Genomic DNA, 18562 nt, shown 5'->3' with positions numbered 1-18562 from the left:
TTGGTTATTCAACAGGCGTGGCTTTATATTAAAGATTTAAGTGAATTTAAGTAGCTCAGCAATTACACATTAGTCATCGGTGGTGAGCAAATGGAAGAAAAAGTACTCCAGAAACTATCTTACACAGTGAACTTTTAAGATTAATACACATAGTTAAGATAAAGGATAGCTAAGCTATGCTAAAAGAATACACTGCTAATATCGTTTTGAATTTGGATCAGGTCAGACAAATGCAAAGAGCACAACGAAATGTTTATGATAAGGGTCTTGTAGAGCAGAATACTAATGCTTTGGCCGCTGCGTTAAGTACTTCGCTGTCTGTAATTGGAGCTATGTTTTTTAAATATACTGCACCTAGTTTGGCAGCAGGCATTGCTTCTCTTCTGGTGGGTATGATTCCTAGTGAAAAAGAAGCTCTTAAAAGTTTGGTTATTAATGGTTACTGGGAAATGGGATATCTTCAAGATTTTTTGGAGGACAATCAAGGGAGATATGATTTGATTGAAGTTAAATTTCCATTTATTGAATACGAAACACAGGGAATCAGATTCATTACCGGTAAAGGTGTGGTGACGCGAGTGCATTCCACCAGCGGTGGATGGATGCTTCTTTAATAGTCATAGAAAAGATAACTGCTTGTCTTTTTCTAAGACAAGTGGTTATCTTTTCATACAACCTAAATTATTCAAAAAAACTTTGCATTAATTTTTCATTATACCCGCTAATAATCTCATATGAAACAACACTATTTTTAGGAACGGCCGAATTGTATTGATAGACTACTAAATTGTTTCCTCCCAATAGGGTTAATCCAAGTTTCCTTTCTTGTTTTGATCTAATAGTGATCCAGTACAAGTCGGACGAGGGTGTACTTGAATTGAATTTTTTTAGCTGTAATTGCGAAAATACATTTATGATTTGATTAATTGATTTAGGGTCTGACACAGTTATTTTTTTTCGTTTGCAGAATTATTATCTGATTTAATAATTTCAATTGTGTCAATGTCACCTAAATTTACTTGTCCCAAAGCTGCTTCTTTAAAAGATATAGTCGTTTTAGATGTAAAAATGGCTCCTGCAACGACTATTACTACTAGAAGTATTATGGAACTTAGAATGTATTTTTTTGTATTTTCATAAAGTCCTCCTTATAAATCATATGTACATAATATACCATTAATATAATAAAATTACCATAACATCCTTTAGGCCCTTCCATACTGGATTCGTCTCCAGCTCCTTCAAGCCCGTTGCCGTTTTTTTCGTGTAGTCTTCCCCGACAAACATATCATCCAGCTTTCGTTTTTGCGAAGGGGGGGATAGTCCTTAGCCAAGCTCAAAATGGGCTATAGTCTTATGAAATGATGAATGCCTTAAACGAAAATAGATGGCAACATACTATGAAAATGCCAATTGTTATGGTATATTTTTATTAAAAAATATTGCGTAATATAACGAAACAAAGTATATTATAAGTAACAAAAATTTAATGTTTGATAAAGGAGTGTAATCGTGAAATATAATATCAATTTGTTTGGAAACAACTTTGATTGTGAGTTGGACATACAAGATGATACTTTAACCATTGCCTTAAATCAGGATAATCAGAAGGCTTTAAAATCCTACCTATCCAGAGTTCTTTTAAAATATACTGAGTTTAATGACGCAGAAAAGGATTCTCTCGAACTGATGATAAACAAAGCGATTCAAGTTGAAAAAAGCATGGGGGGGAGGATGTCCGAGCCTAAACTCAAATTGCCCTATGAGTTTGCTCCAGAGGTAAAAGAAAAGCTCATTGAGTGTGCTGATCTACAGGATACCTCAGCTACTCAATTGTTAATTCGTCTCATTGATCAGAAGTATCAGGAAGTGATGAATAATGACTGAATTAAATAAGGAGGGCTAACCATTGGCTTATGGAAATAAAGTAAAATTTCACTATGATGTTCCTGCATATATCAAAAAGGAATTAGCAGAGACGGCTAAAAAATTGGGAATTACCGCTACAGAGCTATTAACTAGAATTATTGAAGAAGAATACCAAAGAATGAAAGAGGCAAAGCAGGACTCTAATTGAGTCCTGCCTTTTTATTATCCTTTGAAGAGTTCGGACAGGCAGTTATGTAGGTGTAGGCTCTCGGTGATGGAGAAGGTATGGTAACGATACTGCTTATTATTTCTCTCTACCTGGTCCATATAAAAAAGGTGTGCATTCCAATAATTTTCTTTTGCATTGGTTGTTACTAGAAGTAAACTAAAAAAATCCGGTTGGTCAACAATATTCATAGCAGTCTTGGTGTCGGCATCCTCGGAGTTAAGGATTTCATGCACATGCAGCAATAACGGAGAAGGTGGTAATTCATGTAGTGGAGAAAAGCTTTCATTGAGAGAAAGAAAATCCATTGTTAGTGAGTTCCCCCTTGTGGAAGTGATTTGGACGAAGGTAAAGTTATGCGGGCCTGGAAACCTGTATTGTTGTATCTTCCTGTAGTAGGGTGAATTTTAGCGAATTTAGCATATTCAAAATTTGCCATGACAATGTTCCTCCTAAAAATTATAGTTGGTTAAGGAGTTTGGAGGGGAACAGAATGGGGTGCTTCCCGGCACTCATTAATCATTCTGCAACAAACGCTTACCGTGTTTTTGTTATATTATATAACGTAACGTTACGCAATATGTTTTTTTTTTTGAAAAAACAAAACTTTTTCTTGTTTGAAACGTTTATAATTTAGTGTAATTACAAATTATTGGAGGTTAGTTAGGTATGAAAAAAATCTTTCTTTCATCTATGCTTACTTTAAGCATGCTCTTAACATTTGCTATTCCGCTTTCTGCTGCACCGTCGATTCAATTAGTTATCAATAGTGAGGTCGTTAATTCAGATGCTCCACCCGTTTCTGTCGCAGGGAGAACTATGGTTTCTTTAGCTTCTTTGAAGCCGCTAAAACTCAATTTAGTCTGGAATGCTGGCCATAAGACGGTGACTGTCAATGCTCCTGGGGTGAAAGAAAAACTTGTACTTACGATCGGTCAAAAAGAAGCTGCTTATGGAGAAAAAACACTTACTTTGGATGTGCCTGCCCAATTGAACAAGAATCGGGTTGTTGTGCCTTTGCGTTTTATCAGCGAAGCTTTTAAAGCAGAGGTGGAGTGGAAAGCGGACGAAAATACTGTCATTATCCGGAGTGCTGACCAAATAGAAAAATATAAGAAGCTATATCAGGGTACAGATTTGGTGACGGCACGTAAAATTGCTGTAGGCCTTCCTTCTAATGATGAAAATACGCTTGATAATACCGAAGAGTCTATTTATTACCAGTTTATTTTCCCTGAAGGGGAGGCATTGAGATATTATTATGTTGTTGGAAACTTACTTACTTATTACGAAATTAAAGATGATGTTAAGCATTTAGTTTGGGAAGGCGTAGAAAAAGACACAGGGAAGTATACGAAAGAAAAAGGGAAAAGACCACCGGTAGACAAAACACAGTATTATTTTTTACAAGAACGTGTGGATCGTAGTGTTACTTATGGCAAAGTGGGAACTGAGAAGCCGATAACTCAAGCTTTACCCGCTAAGGTTACGGGAATACAGGATATTATTGTACCTATTTCCGGCGAAGTAAGGAAAGATCAAATTAAATAGATTATTCAATTCATTTTGGACGTCCTGAGTAATAAGAGACGTCCTTTGTTTTGCATACTGATGGGCCGTATTGGACTAGAAACTTTCGGATAATTCATACGTCTTATGTAAGAGCACTTATTGAAAAAGGAGGTAATTTATCTTGAAAAAGGTTATTGTGCTTGTGTTTTTCTTCGTACTTACATTTCAATCCTGGGCGGTTGCTGATGCTGCTAATCCTGTATCCGTTAACGCGGTGAATGTGAATGGAAAGTTTATAGCAACCGATGTTTCACCTATCATTGAGGATGGGCGTGTGCTGGTTCCCATACGGACGCTCTCTTCACTTGGGGTAACCTATCAATGGGATAGTAAAAGTCAATCTGCTCTCATCACTAAAGGCACAGATCAAATTAAGTTGATAGCCAGCAAAAAAGAAGCATTTAAAAATAACAAAGCAGTTCAAGTTGATGTGCCAGTTCAAGTGACTCAGGGAAGGATATTGGTGCCTATTCGTTTTATTTCGGAGAACTTTGGTTACAAGGCAAACTATGAGAAGCTTCGGTCTATTTTATTTATTCAAGATGGTAATTATAAGGTAGACCAAGAGAGCTTACAGGCAGAAGATTTACAAGCAGCCCGTCAGGCTGCTATATCGTTGCCGGTTCAATTCTCCTTCAAATCGCTTTCTTCTTTAGAAAAACCGGGGGCTAATAAAGAATATACTTACATTTTTCCAAGAGGGGATTCTTCCAAATACATGTATGGAAACAATGTTGGTAATACGGTAGTTGAAGTTAAAGATGGGGTGGCCAAGGCAGTCTGGCAGTTTACTGTATCCACGGGTATGGAATATATTGCATCAAGTGCTGGAAAGAGACCTAGCTATAATTACGTCGAATGGGTAACTGATATCTTGATGTTTAATGATGAGAATGGAAATTTCAAGATTATATACAAAGATGATAAAGGTCAACAGAAAGATTTTACTGTAAAAGCTGAATCCTATGTAGATATTATTCAACCTATTCCTAATGAGGCAAGAAAACAATAGCTAATACTGAATCCATCTATTTAAAGGACGTCCTGGGCATCAAGGACGTCTTTTATTTCGTCTTGGCTTCAAAGCCACAAGTAAGGAGTGAACCTACAATTTCTGTACCCACGACGTGCATATGCTTGTTGCGGACAGCCTTTAGGCCCTTCCATACTGGATTCGTCTCCAACTCCTTCAAGCCCGTTGCCGTTTTTTTCGTGTAGTCTTCCCCGATAAACATATCATCCGGGTTTCGTTTTTGCGAAGGGGGGCATAGGCCTTAGCCAAGCTCAAAATGGGCTATAGTCTCTATAATGCCTTTTTAATTTCATGTAAAATGTAATGATTACCAAACTGGGCAGTGATGGAGGGAAATATGAAGGATTTGAAAGATCGTTTACATACGATCCGCCAAGAGCAGAGCAAGCTGCTTAAGGAATACCAGACGTTAATTGCGGACTACGAAGCCTCGGATGTCATTCTGGAGAATGAGGTGCTGCGGAAGAAATTTGAGGATGTTCAGGCTCGCTGCCTTCGTCTGGAAGAGCGGGTACAACATATCGAGCAGGAAAATGGAAAGCTGCGCACGGCGCTGACGGAGCAAATGCTGAGCGAGAAGGCCAACATGATCCGCATCTCGCGTGAAAAGCTGGAAACCTATTTTGCATCCAGAACAGCAGAAGGGACGAACCGATTGACTGCCTTTGAGCACGGGGCCCAAAATCGTGTAGACCAGCTTATTCAGCAAAGCACTCATGAGCTTAAAGAGGATCAGGAGGAGATCGTCGCTAGATTGCGGCAGTTCTCGGAGGAGATCCGTGAGCGGATCATGGAGCAGCGCCGACGCTTCCAAGAGGCTGAGCAAAATCTGCTTCATCATACGGCGAACGGGCTGGATCTGCTTCAAGAAGAAGAAATCAGCGAAGAAACGATGCAGAAGCGCATGAAGCAGAATCAGTTCGAAATGAAGCTGGGCTTGAACTGGATCAACAAGCTGGGGATTTTGCTCATTATTTTAGGCGTAGGAGCTGCCTTTAAATATTCATATTCCAACTGGTTTACAGGAAATATGAAGGGCGTAGCCTTTTTTCTGTTAGGAGCGCTGATGCTGGGCGGCGGTGAGTGGTTGTACCGCAAACAGAAGCAGACCTTTGCGCTCGGCATATTGGGCGGCGGTATTTCGGTGCTGTACGGGTCGATTTTTTACAGCTACTTCTTACTGGAGATTATAGGGATGTATACGGGCATGGGTCTATCCGTGCTGGTTACGGTGACTGCTGTGCTGCTGTCGTTAAGGTATGAATCCAGAACGATTTGTTCTTTTGGATTGGTAGGGGGATATATCCCGCTGTTTTCCTATATGGCGGCGAACGGGCTGCAAGGGAACGCGGTTTACATCGCCATGGGCTACCTGTTTCTGCTGAACCTGCTGATTCTGCTCGTATCCTTCCGCAAACGCTGGGTCGTCGTGCAATATATCAGCTTTCTGCTGAATACACCCCTGATGATTGTACTGGTGTGGTTGTCGAATAGCACGACTGCAAGCATGCTGTATGCAGTTATTACATTTGCAATGTACCTTGGGATGACGCTCTGGGTGCCATTCCGATTAAAAGAAAAGCTGTCCTGGCTGGATTTCTCCCTGCTGGCTCTGAACACAGTCGTAAGCTGTACCGTTCTGTACTCTCTGTTCGACGATGCGGGCTTGGATGATTACAAAGGCCTGCTGGCACTTGTGTTTTGCCTGGTGTATGGGGGCTTGGCGCAATGGGTTAGCAGCTTTATTCCGGAAGAGAAACAGACAAAGGTGTTATTTTATGCCACCTCCTTGACCTTCGCCATTCTGATGATTCCGTTCCAGTTTGGAGTCAAATGGCTATCTATGGGCTGGCTAATCGAGGCCGTCCTCCTGACGTTGTATGGCAATCGTTATCGGTTGAAGGAATTGGAGCGAACGGGCTGGGGCATTTTATTACTATGTCTGGGTACGTTCTTTTTCACCGATCTTCCTATATATCTGTTGTCGGGATTTGAGACGGATTATTTTGGGCTTAAATACACGCTTATTACGCTGGGGATGCTGATCGTTACCGTCTTTTATGCGATGCAGTTCGGCCGTCCAGATACATTCAAAAATATTCGTCTGTACGAGATGCGTATCATGCAGGGTTTTACATATGTGACGCTGGTGAATGTGTATGGTTATTTGCTGTATGAAGCCGGGCATTGGTATAACATCATCGTACCCGAAGGATTCACACACTATTCCTTTTACAAAGCGCTGCTGTACACCTGTGTATCGCTGGTTTTGGCTTACTCCTTGCCTAAAGTGAAGCTGCTGTATGATCAAGTGATTAAATACTACAGCTTGGCGCTGTATGTCATCGGCTATGCGTTGGGGCTGCTGGTTACCGTGGCCATTCCAACCTTGCATGACAATTATGCGCAAAATACGGCTGCCGATTATGTGGCGCTGGTGCTGCTGGCTGTCTTCAATGTCCTGGTATTTTTCAGCAGCAAGGATTTCCTGAACGCACTGATGACCCGACATTATCGAAGCACGGAGCTGTATCCTGTTATTATGGGCGTATATTTGCTGGGTGTGATTACCGCATTCCTTGGGGTTCAGTTCCGTCTGGCAGATGCCGGGCTTGTATTCAGCTTGGTATATCTGTTGCTGGCTATTTTGTATATTGCCTATGGTTTCCGTAAACGGGTGGTCTACATTCGCAGATTTGGTCTGGGACTAACTTTGTTATCGACAGGTAAGCTGCTGCTGTATGACCTGCATCTGTTAACGACGGGAAGCACCATCATAGCTTACTTCTCTTTTGGTGTGGTATTATTGGCGATTTCGTATATTTATCAAAAAGTATCGAATCGCATGGGAGAGGCCATTATAATGAAGGATGTTGAAGGAAAAATGTAGTTTTTTGTAGGATTATATAGATATCCGACAATATGAAAATAAATTCGATAATAGTGAAAAATATTGTATGATCTTACATCCTACTTACGCTATAATGAGTGAAAATTATTTATGTACGCATGCTTATGTTTATGCGGAAGTAGAGAGAATGAGGGGGATACAATGAGTTTGAGCAAGGGACAGAACAGCCTGAACGATAAAAATGAACGCTTCTCATCAGCGGGATTCATACTGGCAGCGATCGGGAGTGCGGCAGGTCTCGGCAACATTTGGAAATTTCCATATATTACTGGACAGTATGGTGGGGCGGCATTTTTCATGCTGTTTATCGTCTGTCTGCTGCTTGTAGGCTTACCTGTATTGCTGGCTGAGCTGGCGCTTGGTCGAGCTGGCCGGGGTAGTGCTGCTTCTGCTATGGTCAAAGTAGGCGGTCATCCGATTTGGGGTAAATTAAGCATCATGTATGTGATTATCCCGTTTGTCATTTTGTCGTTCTACAGTATCGTAGGGGGCTGGACGCTCCATTATGCTATACAGGCATTCACCGGAAAATTGTTTTCCAATAACGATTTTGCCGGACAATTCGCCGCATTCTCTTCGGGCTACGCACCACTAGCATGGCTGTTGATTGTTTTTGCCATTTGTGCAGTTGTCGTTATTTTGGGTGTATCCAACGGGATTGAAAAATTCAATAAAATCCTCATTCCTGCCAAAGTCATTCTATTGCTGGTCTTGATGGTGAATGCTCTGTTGCTGCCAGGTTCTGGCGCAGGTGTAGCTTTCTTTTTGAACCCTGATTTTTCTAAGCTCACTATAGAATCAGCATTGGTTGCTTTGGGACATGCCTTTTTCTCACTATCTCTGGGTATGGGAATCATGGTAACGTATGGTGCGTATGTGGATCGCCGCCAATCGCTGGGTACGGCTGCGTTGGCCATTGGAGGAGGCGATTTGATCTATGCGTTTATCGCAGGTATGATCATTTTCCCAACCACCTTCTCCTTCGGTATTAACCCGGCTCAAGGGCCGTCTTTGGTCTTTATCGCATTGCCAGCAGCGTTTTCCGCTATGCCTTTCGGTTCCTTTTTCGGTGGTTTGTTCTTTGTACTGCTGGCGGTTGCAGCCATCGGCTCGATGGTATCTCTGTTGGAGGTGTCTGTCGCCTATGTGATGGAACGTTTCCGTTGGAGTCGTGTCCGCTCGGTTATCATTATTTCCATCCTGTGCCTGTTGATGGGTGTTCCATCGGCATTGTCTATGGGGCTGGTGCCGGAACTGAAGGTCGGAGGCAAGTCATTCTTTGACTTTGTAGATTTCACGGCATCCAACATCTTCTTGCCACTCGGTGGCCTGATGGTCGTTATCTTTGCAGGGTACTATTGGAAAAATGCAGCAGAGCAAGCGAACCTCAAGCCTGCATGGTTCCGAATCTGGCTGTTTGCCCTTCGGTATGTTGCGCCGATCCTGATGTTGCTGGTATTCCTGCATACCTCAGGCATCATCAAATTTTAAGCTAAAATCAACAAAAAGGCATTTTCTTCCCAAGGGAGGAGATGCCTTTTTTTGTATATCTATCAGTGGTTACTTAACTGTGGAAAGGAGTGATATAATAAAAACATTGTCATTAATTTTAACTTCATTGAAATGATTACGAATATGAAGTTTTATATAATGAACGAAAAGGATACAGGGCATCGCACCAAAACGATGTGCAGGAGAGGGAAAGGGCAGAAGAGCATTGAAACAGACAGGGAGCTTGAATTTGCATGAAGGATGGCGGCTGAAATGAAGTCTAATCCGTTGCCATCACAACGTCGTTATATGCCGGGGCTGGATGGGTTAAGAGCGCTGGCGGTTATCGCAGTCATTGTGTATCATCTGAATCCGGATTGGTTGCCAGGAGGCTTGTTGGGTGTAGGCGTTTTTTTTACGTTATCGGGGTATTTAATCACGGATATTCTAGTAAGTCAGTGGGATACATATCATAGTTTTAAAATGAAAGATTTCTGGTTGCGTCGGGCCAGAAGGCTGCTGCCTGCCATGCTGACGGTTGTAGCCGTCATTGTCCTGTGCTCGTTGCTTTTCGATCCGTCACGGCTCACGGCCTTGCGCGGAGATGTACCTGCTGCATTGGTATATATGAGTAACTGGTGGTTTATTTTTCATCAGGTATCGTATTTTGAAAGCTTTGGACCACCTTCGCCGCTCGGACATCTGTGGTCGCTGGCGGTGGAGGAACAATTCTATATCCTGTGGCCGTTAATGCTGGCGCTTGGGCTGAAATACATGCCCAAGCGTATTGTGCTCGCAGGCTGGGTAACTTGCCTGGCGTTGATCTCGGCGCTGCTGATGGCAGTCATTTATGTGCCCGGAGCTGATCCCAGCCGGGTGTATTATGGCACGGATACACGCGGATTCGCCCTGCTGATCGGTGCGGCGCTGGCTTTGGTATGGCCTAGCGGCAAGCTGAAGGGGCAAGCGTCTGCCAAGGCGCGCTTGTTCCTGGATGGTATTGGGGCTGTAAGCTTGCTGCTGCTGTGTCACTGGGCATGGGCCTCGAATGAATATGACCCGTCTTTGTATCGTGGGGGCTTGCTGGGCATAGCTTTGGTTACTGCTATTGTGGTCGCTGCGTTAGCACATCCGGTGAGCCATCTCGGAAAGCTGCTTGGACTCAAGCCGCTGCGCTGGATTGGCGCACGTTCCTACGGGCTATACCTGTGGCATGTTCCGGTTATCACCCTGACAACACCGCAGGTGGATACCGACGGGGTGCATGTGCTGCGAATCATTTTACAATTGTTAGCAACCATATTACTTGCGTCTCTCTCATATAAATATATCGAGGAGCCGATCCGGCACGGAGGATTTCGCCACTGGATCGCGGGCATCCGTACAGCGGTCCGCAGACAGGCACGCTGGAGATGGATGCCTGCAACCGCAGCATCTGTGCTTTTTATGGGAGTTTTTGCGGGCACCATTCACCTCTACGTGACGTCTACTGGCGCAATCACGCAGGCAGCGGCGAACGATGAGATTCTAAGCGGGAAGACAATGCCGCCGCTTCACGGAACTGTGTCCGTGGCTTCAAAGGAGCAAAAAGCCAAGCCACAAGTATCCGGGGGCAGCAAGGTGCAGGACGCAGCTAAGATCCAGGCTCAAACCCAAGCGCCAAAGAATGCGGAGACTAAGGCTGACACTGCGGAAGGGGTTAAGGCTCAGTCGGATACTTCCACCCAACAGCAACAGGCAGCGCCTGGTGCAGATGTTGGCGCAGGTGTGACCGCAATTGGCGATTCTGTCATGCTGGATGTGCAGGCATACATTCAGCAAGCTTTTCCAGACGCGGTGGTAGACGGACGGATCGGTCGGCAGATGGCAGAAGCGCCTGCCGTACTGGAGCAGTTGAAACAGAACGGACAGCTGGGGAAGACAGTCATTATTGAGCTGGGCACAAACGGTTCCTTTACCAAGGGCCAATTGACCGATTTGCTCGCCAGTCTGAAGGATGCGAAGCGTATTATCCTCGTGAATACTCGTGTCCCACGTCCGTGGGAGAGCATCGTGAACAGGCATCTTGCCGAAGCGGCAGCTCAGGATGAACGGATTACGATGATCGACTGGTACGGAGCCAGCTCTGGCCAAAACTCGTATTTTGAACCCGACGGAGTTCATTTGAAGCCCAAAGGCGCCAAAGCCTATGCATCTTTGTTGGCTCAGGTTTTGACAAAGCCATCTTAAATAGCAATAATCTATCGGGAATACGTTAGCCCCTGATCGGCTGTTTAGATGGAACTCTTACCGTGGTTGCCCACCTTCCATTGTTAGGTAGCTGTGATGCGCAACATCACGGCTACTTTTTATTTTATTAAGCTGTTCAGGCTTGTGCTCTCTTTCTTCAATGACCAATGTTGTTTTTGAAGCCCAAAGGGTAACAATTATTTGCTTATTTGGCTACAATTTTTCAATTTTCATTCTACTTATTTATGGTAAGGTTACGAATATGCCTAATTTCGGGAAATATTATGTTGGTGGGGGTACATAAGCTAATGGAAAAGGATTACACATATAGTAGGACAAGAGAGCATCGCTTGAAGAGGAACAAAAGAAGACTCATATTCATTGCTATTTTATTATTCGTGATCGGCTGTGTTACGCTCATTGTGCTAAAGGTTTCAGATAGCAAACCACCAGCCCAAACACTGGAGCAAGTTAACCAAACAGATGCCGTATCCAATGACAAATTAAAAGGTAAAGCCAATGTCGAATCGAATGGTAAAGTTGCTTCACAAAAAGACGATGCCGGAGTTGAAGATGGTGCCTTTGTTGAGAAATATTTAAACCAACAAATGCTGGGGCAGAAGCCTGATGGAGCCGACGGTAAAAAAGTAGCTTATTTATCTTTTGATGATGGGCCATCCGTGACGGTGACACCTCAAATATTGGATATTCTTAAAAAACAGAAGGTAAAGGCAACCTTTTTTGTCGTAGGAAAGGAAGCCGGTGAAAATGAACATACGAAGAATATCATCAAAAGGATTGTTGCAGAAGGTCACGCTATAGGAAACCATACGTATTCACATAACTATAAGTATCTATATCCCCACAAGGCTGTAAGTACGGACAACGTTATGAAGGATATTGAAAAGAACAATCAGGTATTAAAAAGCATTCTGGGACCGGACTTCTCGACAAGAATGATCCGATTTCCGGGAGGCCACATGACGTGGAAGAAAAAAGATCCAAAGGGTATGGCCTCATTAGATGCAGCGTTACTGAAAAAGGATTACCACCAAGTGGATTGGAATGTATTAACTAAAGATGCAGAGGGACGACACAAGAAAGCGGCCGGACTCATAAACCAATTTATGAAGTCTGTAAAGGGGCGAGAAAAAGCCGTGATCCTAATGCATGATACCTATGGCAAGGAAGAAACTGCAAAGGCTTTACCGGTCATCATAGAATATTTAAAAAAACAGGGATATGAATTTAAGATTATGAAGTGAATATATGTTTAGGTTGCTTCCTTTTCGAAAACTACCTATACTATAAGTATAGAAGTAAAGAAACAAAGAAAATTTGTTTCTCGGAATAGAATGGTTGGAAAAGGGGGAGTATACTATGGTAATAGCTAATGAGGCGGTGGAACGAGTGGAATGGAAACGTGCGCGTGTCTCGCAAAAACGCCAAGTCACAATACCTCAAAAACTGTATGAACAGGCTGGAATTAAGGATGAAGTGGAATTCGGGATCAAAGGAAATAACATCATTATTCGTCCTGTACGTGAAAATACTGCGAATGACAATTTTTCTGATCTTATCTTAGCTGATCTCATTCAGGAAGGGTACAAGGATCAGGAACTGCTTCAAAAATTCCGTGAAAGACAGGCTGAGCTTCACGGGGCTGTAAAGTCATTAATTGCTGAATCCGGAGAGGCTGCCCGTAATTTTAAATCTGGCGATGATGATGCGGATGAACTATAAAACGATATTTTAAAAAGCTTTCTGAAAGACCGTTAAAGTCAGCCTACTTGGACGCTATTACAGCCATACGACTTGATCCCTCCATTGGAGAGCACAAAACAGGTGATCTAAGCGGAACTCTTGGCTACAATGTATTTTATAAAGGTACCAATTATGAAATTGCATATCGGCTAGAAGAAAATGAGGAAGGCGAACTCATTGTAGTCATATTGGCCGGTTCCAGAGAAAATTTCTATGAAGAACTCAAGCGTTACTTGAAAAGCTGAAAACTTTAGATTTCAAAGAAAAAATGATAGATAACAAGAAAAGGACGAGGCCATTGGCCCCGTCCTTTTCTATTGTAGAAGATTACATTTCGTCCGCTTTAGAGCCGTTCCGCTTCAGCCATCGCCTGAATGAAAGCTCCGATACCTTTGGGATCGTTCGTCACAATCGGCTCACTGATATAGTAAGTGAAGGTGCCGTCCCGACGATCTTTACCGCCCAAACCACTTACTTGCACCGTTTTGTTCAGATTCACGAGTCCTTCTTCGGTAATCGTGATAAATTCATCAATAATACCTTTACGGATGATTTCTGCCTCTTGACGATAATGCTCTGGCAGATAACCTTTGCGAACGCCTTTGGCGATCGCATAGAGAATCATGCAGGAAGCGGAGGCTTCCAAATAGTTGCCTTTCACATGGCCCAGGTTGAGCACCTGATAAAAGACTCCACTTTCTTTATCACGTACTTTCAGCAGAGCTTCCAGTGTTTCCGTCAGCATATCGAGCAAGGCAGGGCGATCTGCGTGATCTTCTGGAATATAGTCCAGCACGTCAACGAGTGCCATAACGAACCAGCCGATAGAACGTCCCCAGAAGTTCTTGGAACAGCCTGACTGCGGATTGCACCAAGGCTGTTCACGTTTTTCATCCCAAGCGTGGTAGAGCAGGCCCGTTTGAGGATCACGCGTATGCTTGTAGCAGAGCTTGAATTGCAAGGTAACATCGCTGAGTTCAGACGAATCTCCGAATTCGCGGATAAATTCCGCATAAAACGGGGCACCCATATACAAGCCGTCCAGCCAAATTTGATATGGATAAATTTGCTTATGCCAGAACGCGCCTTCATGCGTACGAGGGTGCTTTTCCAACTGACTGCGCAGATGGGCAGCCGCCTTTTTATAACGTTCATCTCCTGTGGCATGATACAGCGGGAATAACAGCTTGCCATTGTTCACGTGGTCAATATTGTATTCATCCACTTTATAGCGCTGAATAACCCCTTTTTCGTCAACAAAATGATCCATTTGTTTTTTCACATATTCCATATACTTGGGATCGCCTGTCAGTTCACCGACCGCTTCCAAGCCTTTGTAAATGACGCCGTGGTCATATTCCCATTTTTCAAAAAATTCAGGACTACGTTTCAGTACAGAGTCGCTCATGCGTACAGACCAAGGCTCTGTTTTTTTGGATGGAGATGTTGGTTGTGATGTTGAATTTGCCATGATACAGTCACCTCTTTGGTAAATATTTGATTGGTAATCGTTGTTTGTGCTTACATGGAAGGCGTATGTGACTTAGGGTCAGCAGGTTTGTTCTTGAAACCTACATTATTGTTGCCCCAGCACTGATCGTAATTAAAACCTGTCAGATCCTCGAATACCTTTCGAGCTTCCGGTTTGGCTGACTTCATCGAGCCACCGTTTTTAAGGCGGTCAATTTCGGTAATCAGCTTCTTGTGATTGTCAATGTCCAGCTTCATGACGACAGACGCAATCATACCAATGATCGCCAAAACGATGGTTCCAACGACGAGCACGTAAAATATAGCATGCTGAGCGGCAATCGGCTGACTATCAGCCCCGGATACGAATCCGAAATGCTGTAACACCCAGCCAAGTATGAAGACGACGACGGCTCGAACCATTTTACCTGCGAAAGTCATCATACCTGCATAAATTCCTTCCCGGCGACGACCAGTCAATGCCTCATCTACATCAGCAAGGAACGTATATTGATTCCAGGGAATATAGTAGACCCCGCCTGTACCAAGACCCATAAACAGTGTGATGACATATAGCCATACCATCGTATTGGAGGCTCCCGTGATATAGAGCAGGCCGTAACCCGCTACGCTAAAGCAAACGACGACGAGTGCGGCGATAAAAGGCATACGGAACCCTTTGCGCACACAGAACTGGATGAAGAAATAGGTGGAAATTAATTGAATGACAGAGTTAAAGCTATTCAGATTAGATACCATCTCCGAGCTTTGGAACAGGGAAAACACAATAAAGTACGTAAAGGCAGAAGTGAACAGCCACTCGGCTGAAAAACCGCCCAGATACATGCCCAGATGATGACGGAATGTCTTCACCCGGAAGGTAGAGGAAATGTCAATAAACAGCTTTTTCATGGAATCTATAAAGGAAAGCTTAGCTTCACCTTCCAGTTCCTTTTGCAGTTCCTCCGTAGGGCGTTCCCAAGAATTTTTGTACAAAAATGCCATCGCAATGAGCAAGATACCTGCAAACACGAGTCCGGTATAAAAGAAGGGCAATGGAGAGTCTTTGCCATACTCAGCGATAAAGCGACCAGGGATAAAAGCGGCGGCAAAATTGGCAATTTTACCGAACATGGCCTTCCATCCGGTCAATCTGGAGCGAGCGCCGAAGTCCCGGGTCATCTCTGAGGCGAGTGCTTCATAGGGCACCATGACAGAGGTATACACCAGTTCAAACAGCACGTACGTACTTAGGTAATACCAGAAACCCAACCCATCTACCCAAAGCAAGGGATACACGAGCATCAGTGGAATACCCATCATAATGAAAAAACGGCGTCTGCCGAATTTACGGCCCAGGCGGGTTCGATGAAAGTTGTCGCTAATAAAGCCCATGATCGGATTGCTGACTGCATCGATGATGCTGGCAACGGAGAAAATGGCTGCGGCCTGAACAGGAGACAGTCCGCAAAAGGTTGTATAAAAGTACATTAACCATGCGCCACTAATAGCAAGTGCACCGCTTCCCAGCATGTTGCCGCTTCCATAGGCGAGTGTATGTTTCATTGTGATTTTTCGTTCCATGATCTGTTCACCTCATATTTTGTCTGGTTATGAGGACAATCACCGGTCGCTATATTATGCAGTATGTCTAAGTTGGTAGATGGGCCAGGGCGTCCTGATTGGGTGGGGCTTTTAACGTGCCCCTATATTGTTGCTGCTCGGAGTGCCCGAGCCGATCAGATCGCTTCCTGAAGCCAGCTTGAGGAAGTTACCTAGCTGGATGGAACCGTCTGCACTTCTAGTAATAGAAGGAACGAGACTGACAAAGTCAGCGGCGCTGGCGAGAAGACCTTTGGCATTGGTGCTTTTTTTGCTTTTCCACCAGACGTTAGAATTATCTTGATCGGTTCCACTGGTCTTGTCACTGGCTGTTCCTTCAAAGGAAAGATTGTTAATAAACATGTGGTCACCCTTGTCAAAAGCAAAATTGCTCTCGCCATTACTCCATGAAGTATTATTGGTCAGGGTAATGGAGCCAGGGTTGCTGTTGTAGGTAAAGCCGTGCTTTTTGTTCTGAAAAGCAATGCTGTTTTTCACGATATGGTTGACCTTGATTTTGTCCCCGCCCAGCTTGAAGCCGTTGCCGTCACTGTTAGCGGTGGAGGTTCCATCAGAGGTCTGTCCGTTGTGGTGGGCGACACTGTTCAAGATGGTTACTGTTCCGATAGGGCCGGTTGCTGCTTTGGTAAACAGATCCCAACCGTCGTCAACGTTGTACGCAGCCACGCAGTTATCGAACACATTGCCTGGTCCTACAGTCAGCTTGGCTGCAAAACCGTCAGCATCCTCACCGTTGTCAGGATCAGCATTATCATGAGAGTAGGAGTTCAAGATAAGGTTGTTCGAAGGCCATTCACTGTCAGTTGCGGTAGTGGAGTAGCGTCCGAGCTGAAGACCGGTATCCCGATTATGGTGAGTTTCCACATTTTCAATCCGGTTGTTGCTGCCGCCGATATAGATACCGTTATCCCCCGCACCCTTTACTTCAAGACTTTTTACCAGCCAGTAGTCTCCAAAAAGCTGGAGTCCACGGTTAGCGGAGCCAAAGGCTTGACCCGAAAAATCAAGCACCGGCTTTTCACTGCCGTAAGCAACCAACCCTTTGAGGGAGTTGCTGCTGCCATTATTTCCTCGCTGAACGGTAATCGTTGAGGAATAGGCGTAGTTGCCTCCGCGCAGATAAATGGTTTTACCAGGAGCAATTTGTGTAAGTGCGGCTTCAAGAGTAGTAGGGCTGGATATAGTGCCTGGATTGGACACGTTACCATTTGGCGCTACATACAAATCACCTGCCGCCAGCGTGGTGGAGATAGCAGATGAATCCGTTGCACTGGCAGCCTCTTCTGAAAGGGAAGAAGAGGGGGCATTGGATGACGTATCTGCGTAAGCGGTTCCAAGAAGGAAAGAAGAAGCGAAAACAACAGAAATACCGAGCCTTAGAGCGTTAAACCCGTTTTTTGGACGTTCATTGCGTTTAAACATGTAAATTCCTCCTTATTTCATCTTTTATTTTAAAAGAAGATAGCACTATAAAAGCGACTTATGCTGTCTTTCATTGAAACGAAGACACCTCCCTGGGTGACGGATTAACTGGCATATATCTAAAACGCTCTAAGAAGTATAAGCTTAGTTTAATATATGTTAACGTTTGCATCAACTGTTTTTTGATGATATTTTAAGATTGTGAAAAAAAGTTCACACTTTTGTTTCAACTAAAACACCTTTTTGCCAAGCTGGGAAAAATTGATTACACTTATACAATATACACATATCAGGAATAGAATCTATGAGAAAAGGCGGGTTTGACGTATGGATCACGGAAATCATTCGACGAGTCCAGCTATACAGAAAGTTTCGAGAAAGCATCGGCAAGTGAAGAATGAGATCGTGGATTGGCTTAAAGCGATTATCGTAGGTGTTGTTCTCGTGTTCATTTTCCATTGGCTGCTGTTTGCGTCAGCTATCGTGGATGGAGCATCCATGGAACCGAATTTCAAAACAGATGAGCGAGTTGTTGTGAACAAACTGATTTACGATTTTCGTGATCCCAAGCCTAACGAGGTGGTTGTGTTCCACGTGAGAAAAGAAGGGAAGGATTTTATCAAGCGTGTCATTGGGATTGCGGGAGACACAATTAAATACCAAGGCGACAATCTTTACGTGAACGGTAAAAAAGTAGAAGAATCATACATTCAGGGAGCTATCCAAGAAGCACACGCCAAGGGCGAGTACTACAACCATGTGGACTTTCCGAATGCAACGATAGCCGAGTCCAAGGTTCCCGAAGGTACTATTTTTGTCATGGGCGATCATCGTAATAATAGTAGAGATAGTCGCGCGATTGGGTTTGTTTCGATTAAAGATATTGTAGGACGTGTGGATGTGGTTTTCTGGCCGCTGGGCAATGCGCAGTGGGTAAAGCATAATGAATAGA

The 18562-nt window shown here is 43.8% G+C and carries 18 protein-coding genes; 12 read left to right on the top strand and 6 right to left on the bottom strand.

What is annotated here, in order from left to right; genetic code table 11:
* The first annotated feature begins 176 nt into the window (after nucleotides 1-176).
* The 3 genes from ACIFO6_RS00185 to ACIFO6_RS00175 all read left to right on the top strand — a co-directional run bounded on the left by ACIFO6_RS00185 (nucleotide 177) and on the right by ACIFO6_RS00175 (nucleotide 2077).
* Nucleotides 177-614, top strand: coding sequence for a hypothetical protein (locus ACIFO6_RS00185; protein ID WP_430036672.1), 438 nt, complete (start codon nucleotides 177-179; stop codon nucleotides 612-614).
* 898 nt (nucleotides 615-1512) lie between these two features.
* Nucleotides 1513-1887: a hypothetical protein gene (locus ACIFO6_RS00180; RefSeq protein ID WP_330708233.1), complete on the top strand. Its 375-nt coding sequence runs from the start codon at nucleotides 1513-1515 to the stop codon at nucleotides 1885-1887.
* A gap of 22 nt (nucleotides 1888-1909) precedes the next feature.
* Complete coding sequence (locus tag ACIFO6_RS00175) at nucleotides 1910-2077, top strand: hypothetical protein (protein WP_354450402.1); 168 nt, start codon at nucleotides 1910-1912, stop codon at nucleotides 2075-2077.
* Nucleotides 2078-2091: 14 nt separating this feature from the next.
* Here ACIFO6_RS00175 and ACIFO6_RS00170 read toward each other — a convergent pair whose 3' ends face one another.
* Both ACIFO6_RS00170 and ACIFO6_RS00165 read right to left on the bottom strand, forming a co-directional pair.
* Nucleotides 2092-2403 carry a hypothetical protein gene (locus ACIFO6_RS00170; RefSeq protein ID WP_430036669.1) on the bottom strand — a complete coding sequence of 104 codons (312 nt, stop codon included), beginning with the start codon at nucleotides 2401-2403 and terminating at the stop codon, nucleotides 2092-2094.
* A 2-nt stretch (nucleotides 2404-2405) separates the two neighbouring features.
* On the bottom strand, nucleotides 2406-2534 hold the full coding sequence (locus tag ACIFO6_RS00165) for a hypothetical protein (protein ID WP_430036666.1): 129 nt from the start codon (nucleotides 2532-2534) through the stop codon (nucleotides 2406-2408).
* A gap of 230 nt (nucleotides 2535-2764) precedes the next feature.
* On the opposite strand from ACIFO6_RS00165, the gene ACIFO6_RS00160 reads away from it, so the two are divergent.
* Both ACIFO6_RS00160 and ACIFO6_RS00155 read left to right on the top strand, forming a co-directional pair.
* Nucleotides 2765-3646: a copper amine oxidase N-terminal domain-containing protein gene (locus tag ACIFO6_RS00160; RefSeq protein ID WP_430036663.1), complete on the top strand. Its 882-nt coding sequence runs from the start codon at nucleotides 2765-2767 to the stop codon at nucleotides 3644-3646.
* Nucleotides 3647-3788: 142 nt separating this feature from the next.
* On the top strand, nucleotides 3789-4679 hold the full coding sequence (locus ACIFO6_RS00155; RefSeq protein WP_430036660.1) for a copper amine oxidase N-terminal domain-containing protein: 891 nt from the start codon (nucleotides 3789-3791) through the stop codon (nucleotides 4677-4679).
* 52 nt (nucleotides 4680-4731) lie between these two features.
* Here ACIFO6_RS00155 and ACIFO6_RS00150 read toward each other — a convergent pair whose 3' ends face one another.
* Entirely contained in the window at nucleotides 4732-4902 is a 171-nt protein-coding gene (locus ACIFO6_RS00150) for a hypothetical protein (protein ID WP_430036657.1), read from the bottom strand.
* Between the two features lie 135 nt (nucleotides 4903-5037).
* Between ACIFO6_RS00150 and ACIFO6_RS00145 the strand changes: the two genes are divergently transcribed.
* From ACIFO6_RS00145 to ACIFO6_RS00120, 6 genes are all read left to right on the top strand, one after another.
* Entirely contained in the window at nucleotides 5038-7590 is a 2553-nt protein-coding gene (locus ACIFO6_RS00145) for a DUF2339 domain-containing protein (protein WP_430036654.1), read from the top strand.
* Nucleotides 7591-7752: 162 nt separating this feature from the next.
* The gene (locus ACIFO6_RS00140) at nucleotides 7753-9102 is read left to right on the top strand and encodes a sodium-dependent transporter (protein WP_430036651.1); all 1350 of its coding nucleotides are present in this window, start codon (nucleotides 7753-7755) and stop codon (nucleotides 9100-9102) included.
* Between the two features lie 273 nt (nucleotides 9103-9375).
* On the top strand, nucleotides 9376-11331 hold the full coding sequence (locus tag ACIFO6_RS00135) for an acyltransferase family protein (protein ID WP_430036648.1): 1956 nt from the start codon (nucleotides 9376-9378) through the stop codon (nucleotides 11329-11331).
* A gap of 308 nt (nucleotides 11332-11639) precedes the next feature.
* The gene (locus ACIFO6_RS00130; protein WP_430036645.1) at nucleotides 11640-12596 is read left to right on the top strand and encodes a polysaccharide deacetylase family protein; all 957 of its coding nucleotides are present in this window, start codon (nucleotides 11640-11642) and stop codon (nucleotides 12594-12596) included.
* 115 nt (nucleotides 12597-12711) lie between these two features.
* Nucleotides 12712-13074: an AbrB/MazE/SpoVT family DNA-binding domain-containing protein gene (locus ACIFO6_RS00125; protein WP_430036642.1), complete on the top strand. Its 363-nt coding sequence runs from the start codon at nucleotides 12712-12714 to the stop codon at nucleotides 13072-13074.
* A 47-nt stretch (nucleotides 13075-13121) separates the two neighbouring features.
* Nucleotides 13122-13340 (top strand): type II toxin-antitoxin system RelE/ParE family toxin, encoded by a 219-nt coding sequence (locus tag ACIFO6_RS00120; protein WP_430036640.1) that lies wholly within the window; start codon nucleotides 13122-13124, stop codon nucleotides 13338-13340.
* 98 nt (nucleotides 13341-13438) lie between these two features.
* Here ACIFO6_RS00120 and ACIFO6_RS00115 read toward each other — a convergent pair whose 3' ends face one another.
* The 3 genes from ACIFO6_RS00115 to ACIFO6_RS00105 form a co-directional block, all read right to left on the bottom strand.
* Nucleotides 13439-14566 carry a glycoside hydrolase family 88/105 protein gene (locus ACIFO6_RS00115; RefSeq protein ID WP_430036637.1) on the bottom strand — a complete coding sequence of 376 codons (1128 nt, stop codon included), beginning with the start codon at nucleotides 14564-14566 and terminating at the stop codon, nucleotides 13439-13441.
* A gap of 50 nt (nucleotides 14567-14616) precedes the next feature.
* Nucleotides 14617-16149 (bottom strand): MFS transporter, encoded by a 1533-nt coding sequence (locus ACIFO6_RS00110; RefSeq protein WP_430036634.1) that lies wholly within the window; start codon nucleotides 16147-16149, stop codon nucleotides 14617-14619.
* Nucleotides 16150-16260: 111 nt separating this feature from the next.
* The gene (locus tag ACIFO6_RS00105) at nucleotides 16261-17610 is read right to left on the bottom strand and encodes a right-handed parallel beta-helix repeat-containing protein (protein WP_430036631.1); all 1350 of its coding nucleotides are present in this window, start codon (nucleotides 17608-17610) and stop codon (nucleotides 16261-16263) included.
* Between the two features lie 327 nt (nucleotides 17611-17937).
* On the opposite strand from ACIFO6_RS00105, the gene lepB reads away from it, so the two are divergent.
* Entirely contained in the window at nucleotides 17938-18561 is a 624-nt protein-coding gene (lepB, locus tag ACIFO6_RS00100) for a signal peptidase I (RefSeq protein WP_430036628.1), read from the top strand.
* Nucleotide 18562 lies beyond the last annotated feature (1 nt).

The sequence above is a fragment of the Paenibacillus sp. NRS-1781 genome (genome assembly GCF_050467745.1).
In the GTDB taxonomy this organism is placed as follows: Bacteria; Bacillota; Bacilli; order Paenibacillales; family Paenibacillaceae; genus Paenibacillus; species Paenibacillus terrae_A.
The sequence above is the reverse complement of the archived record's forward strand: the minus strand, read 5'-3'. Positions and strand labels throughout refer to the sequence as shown.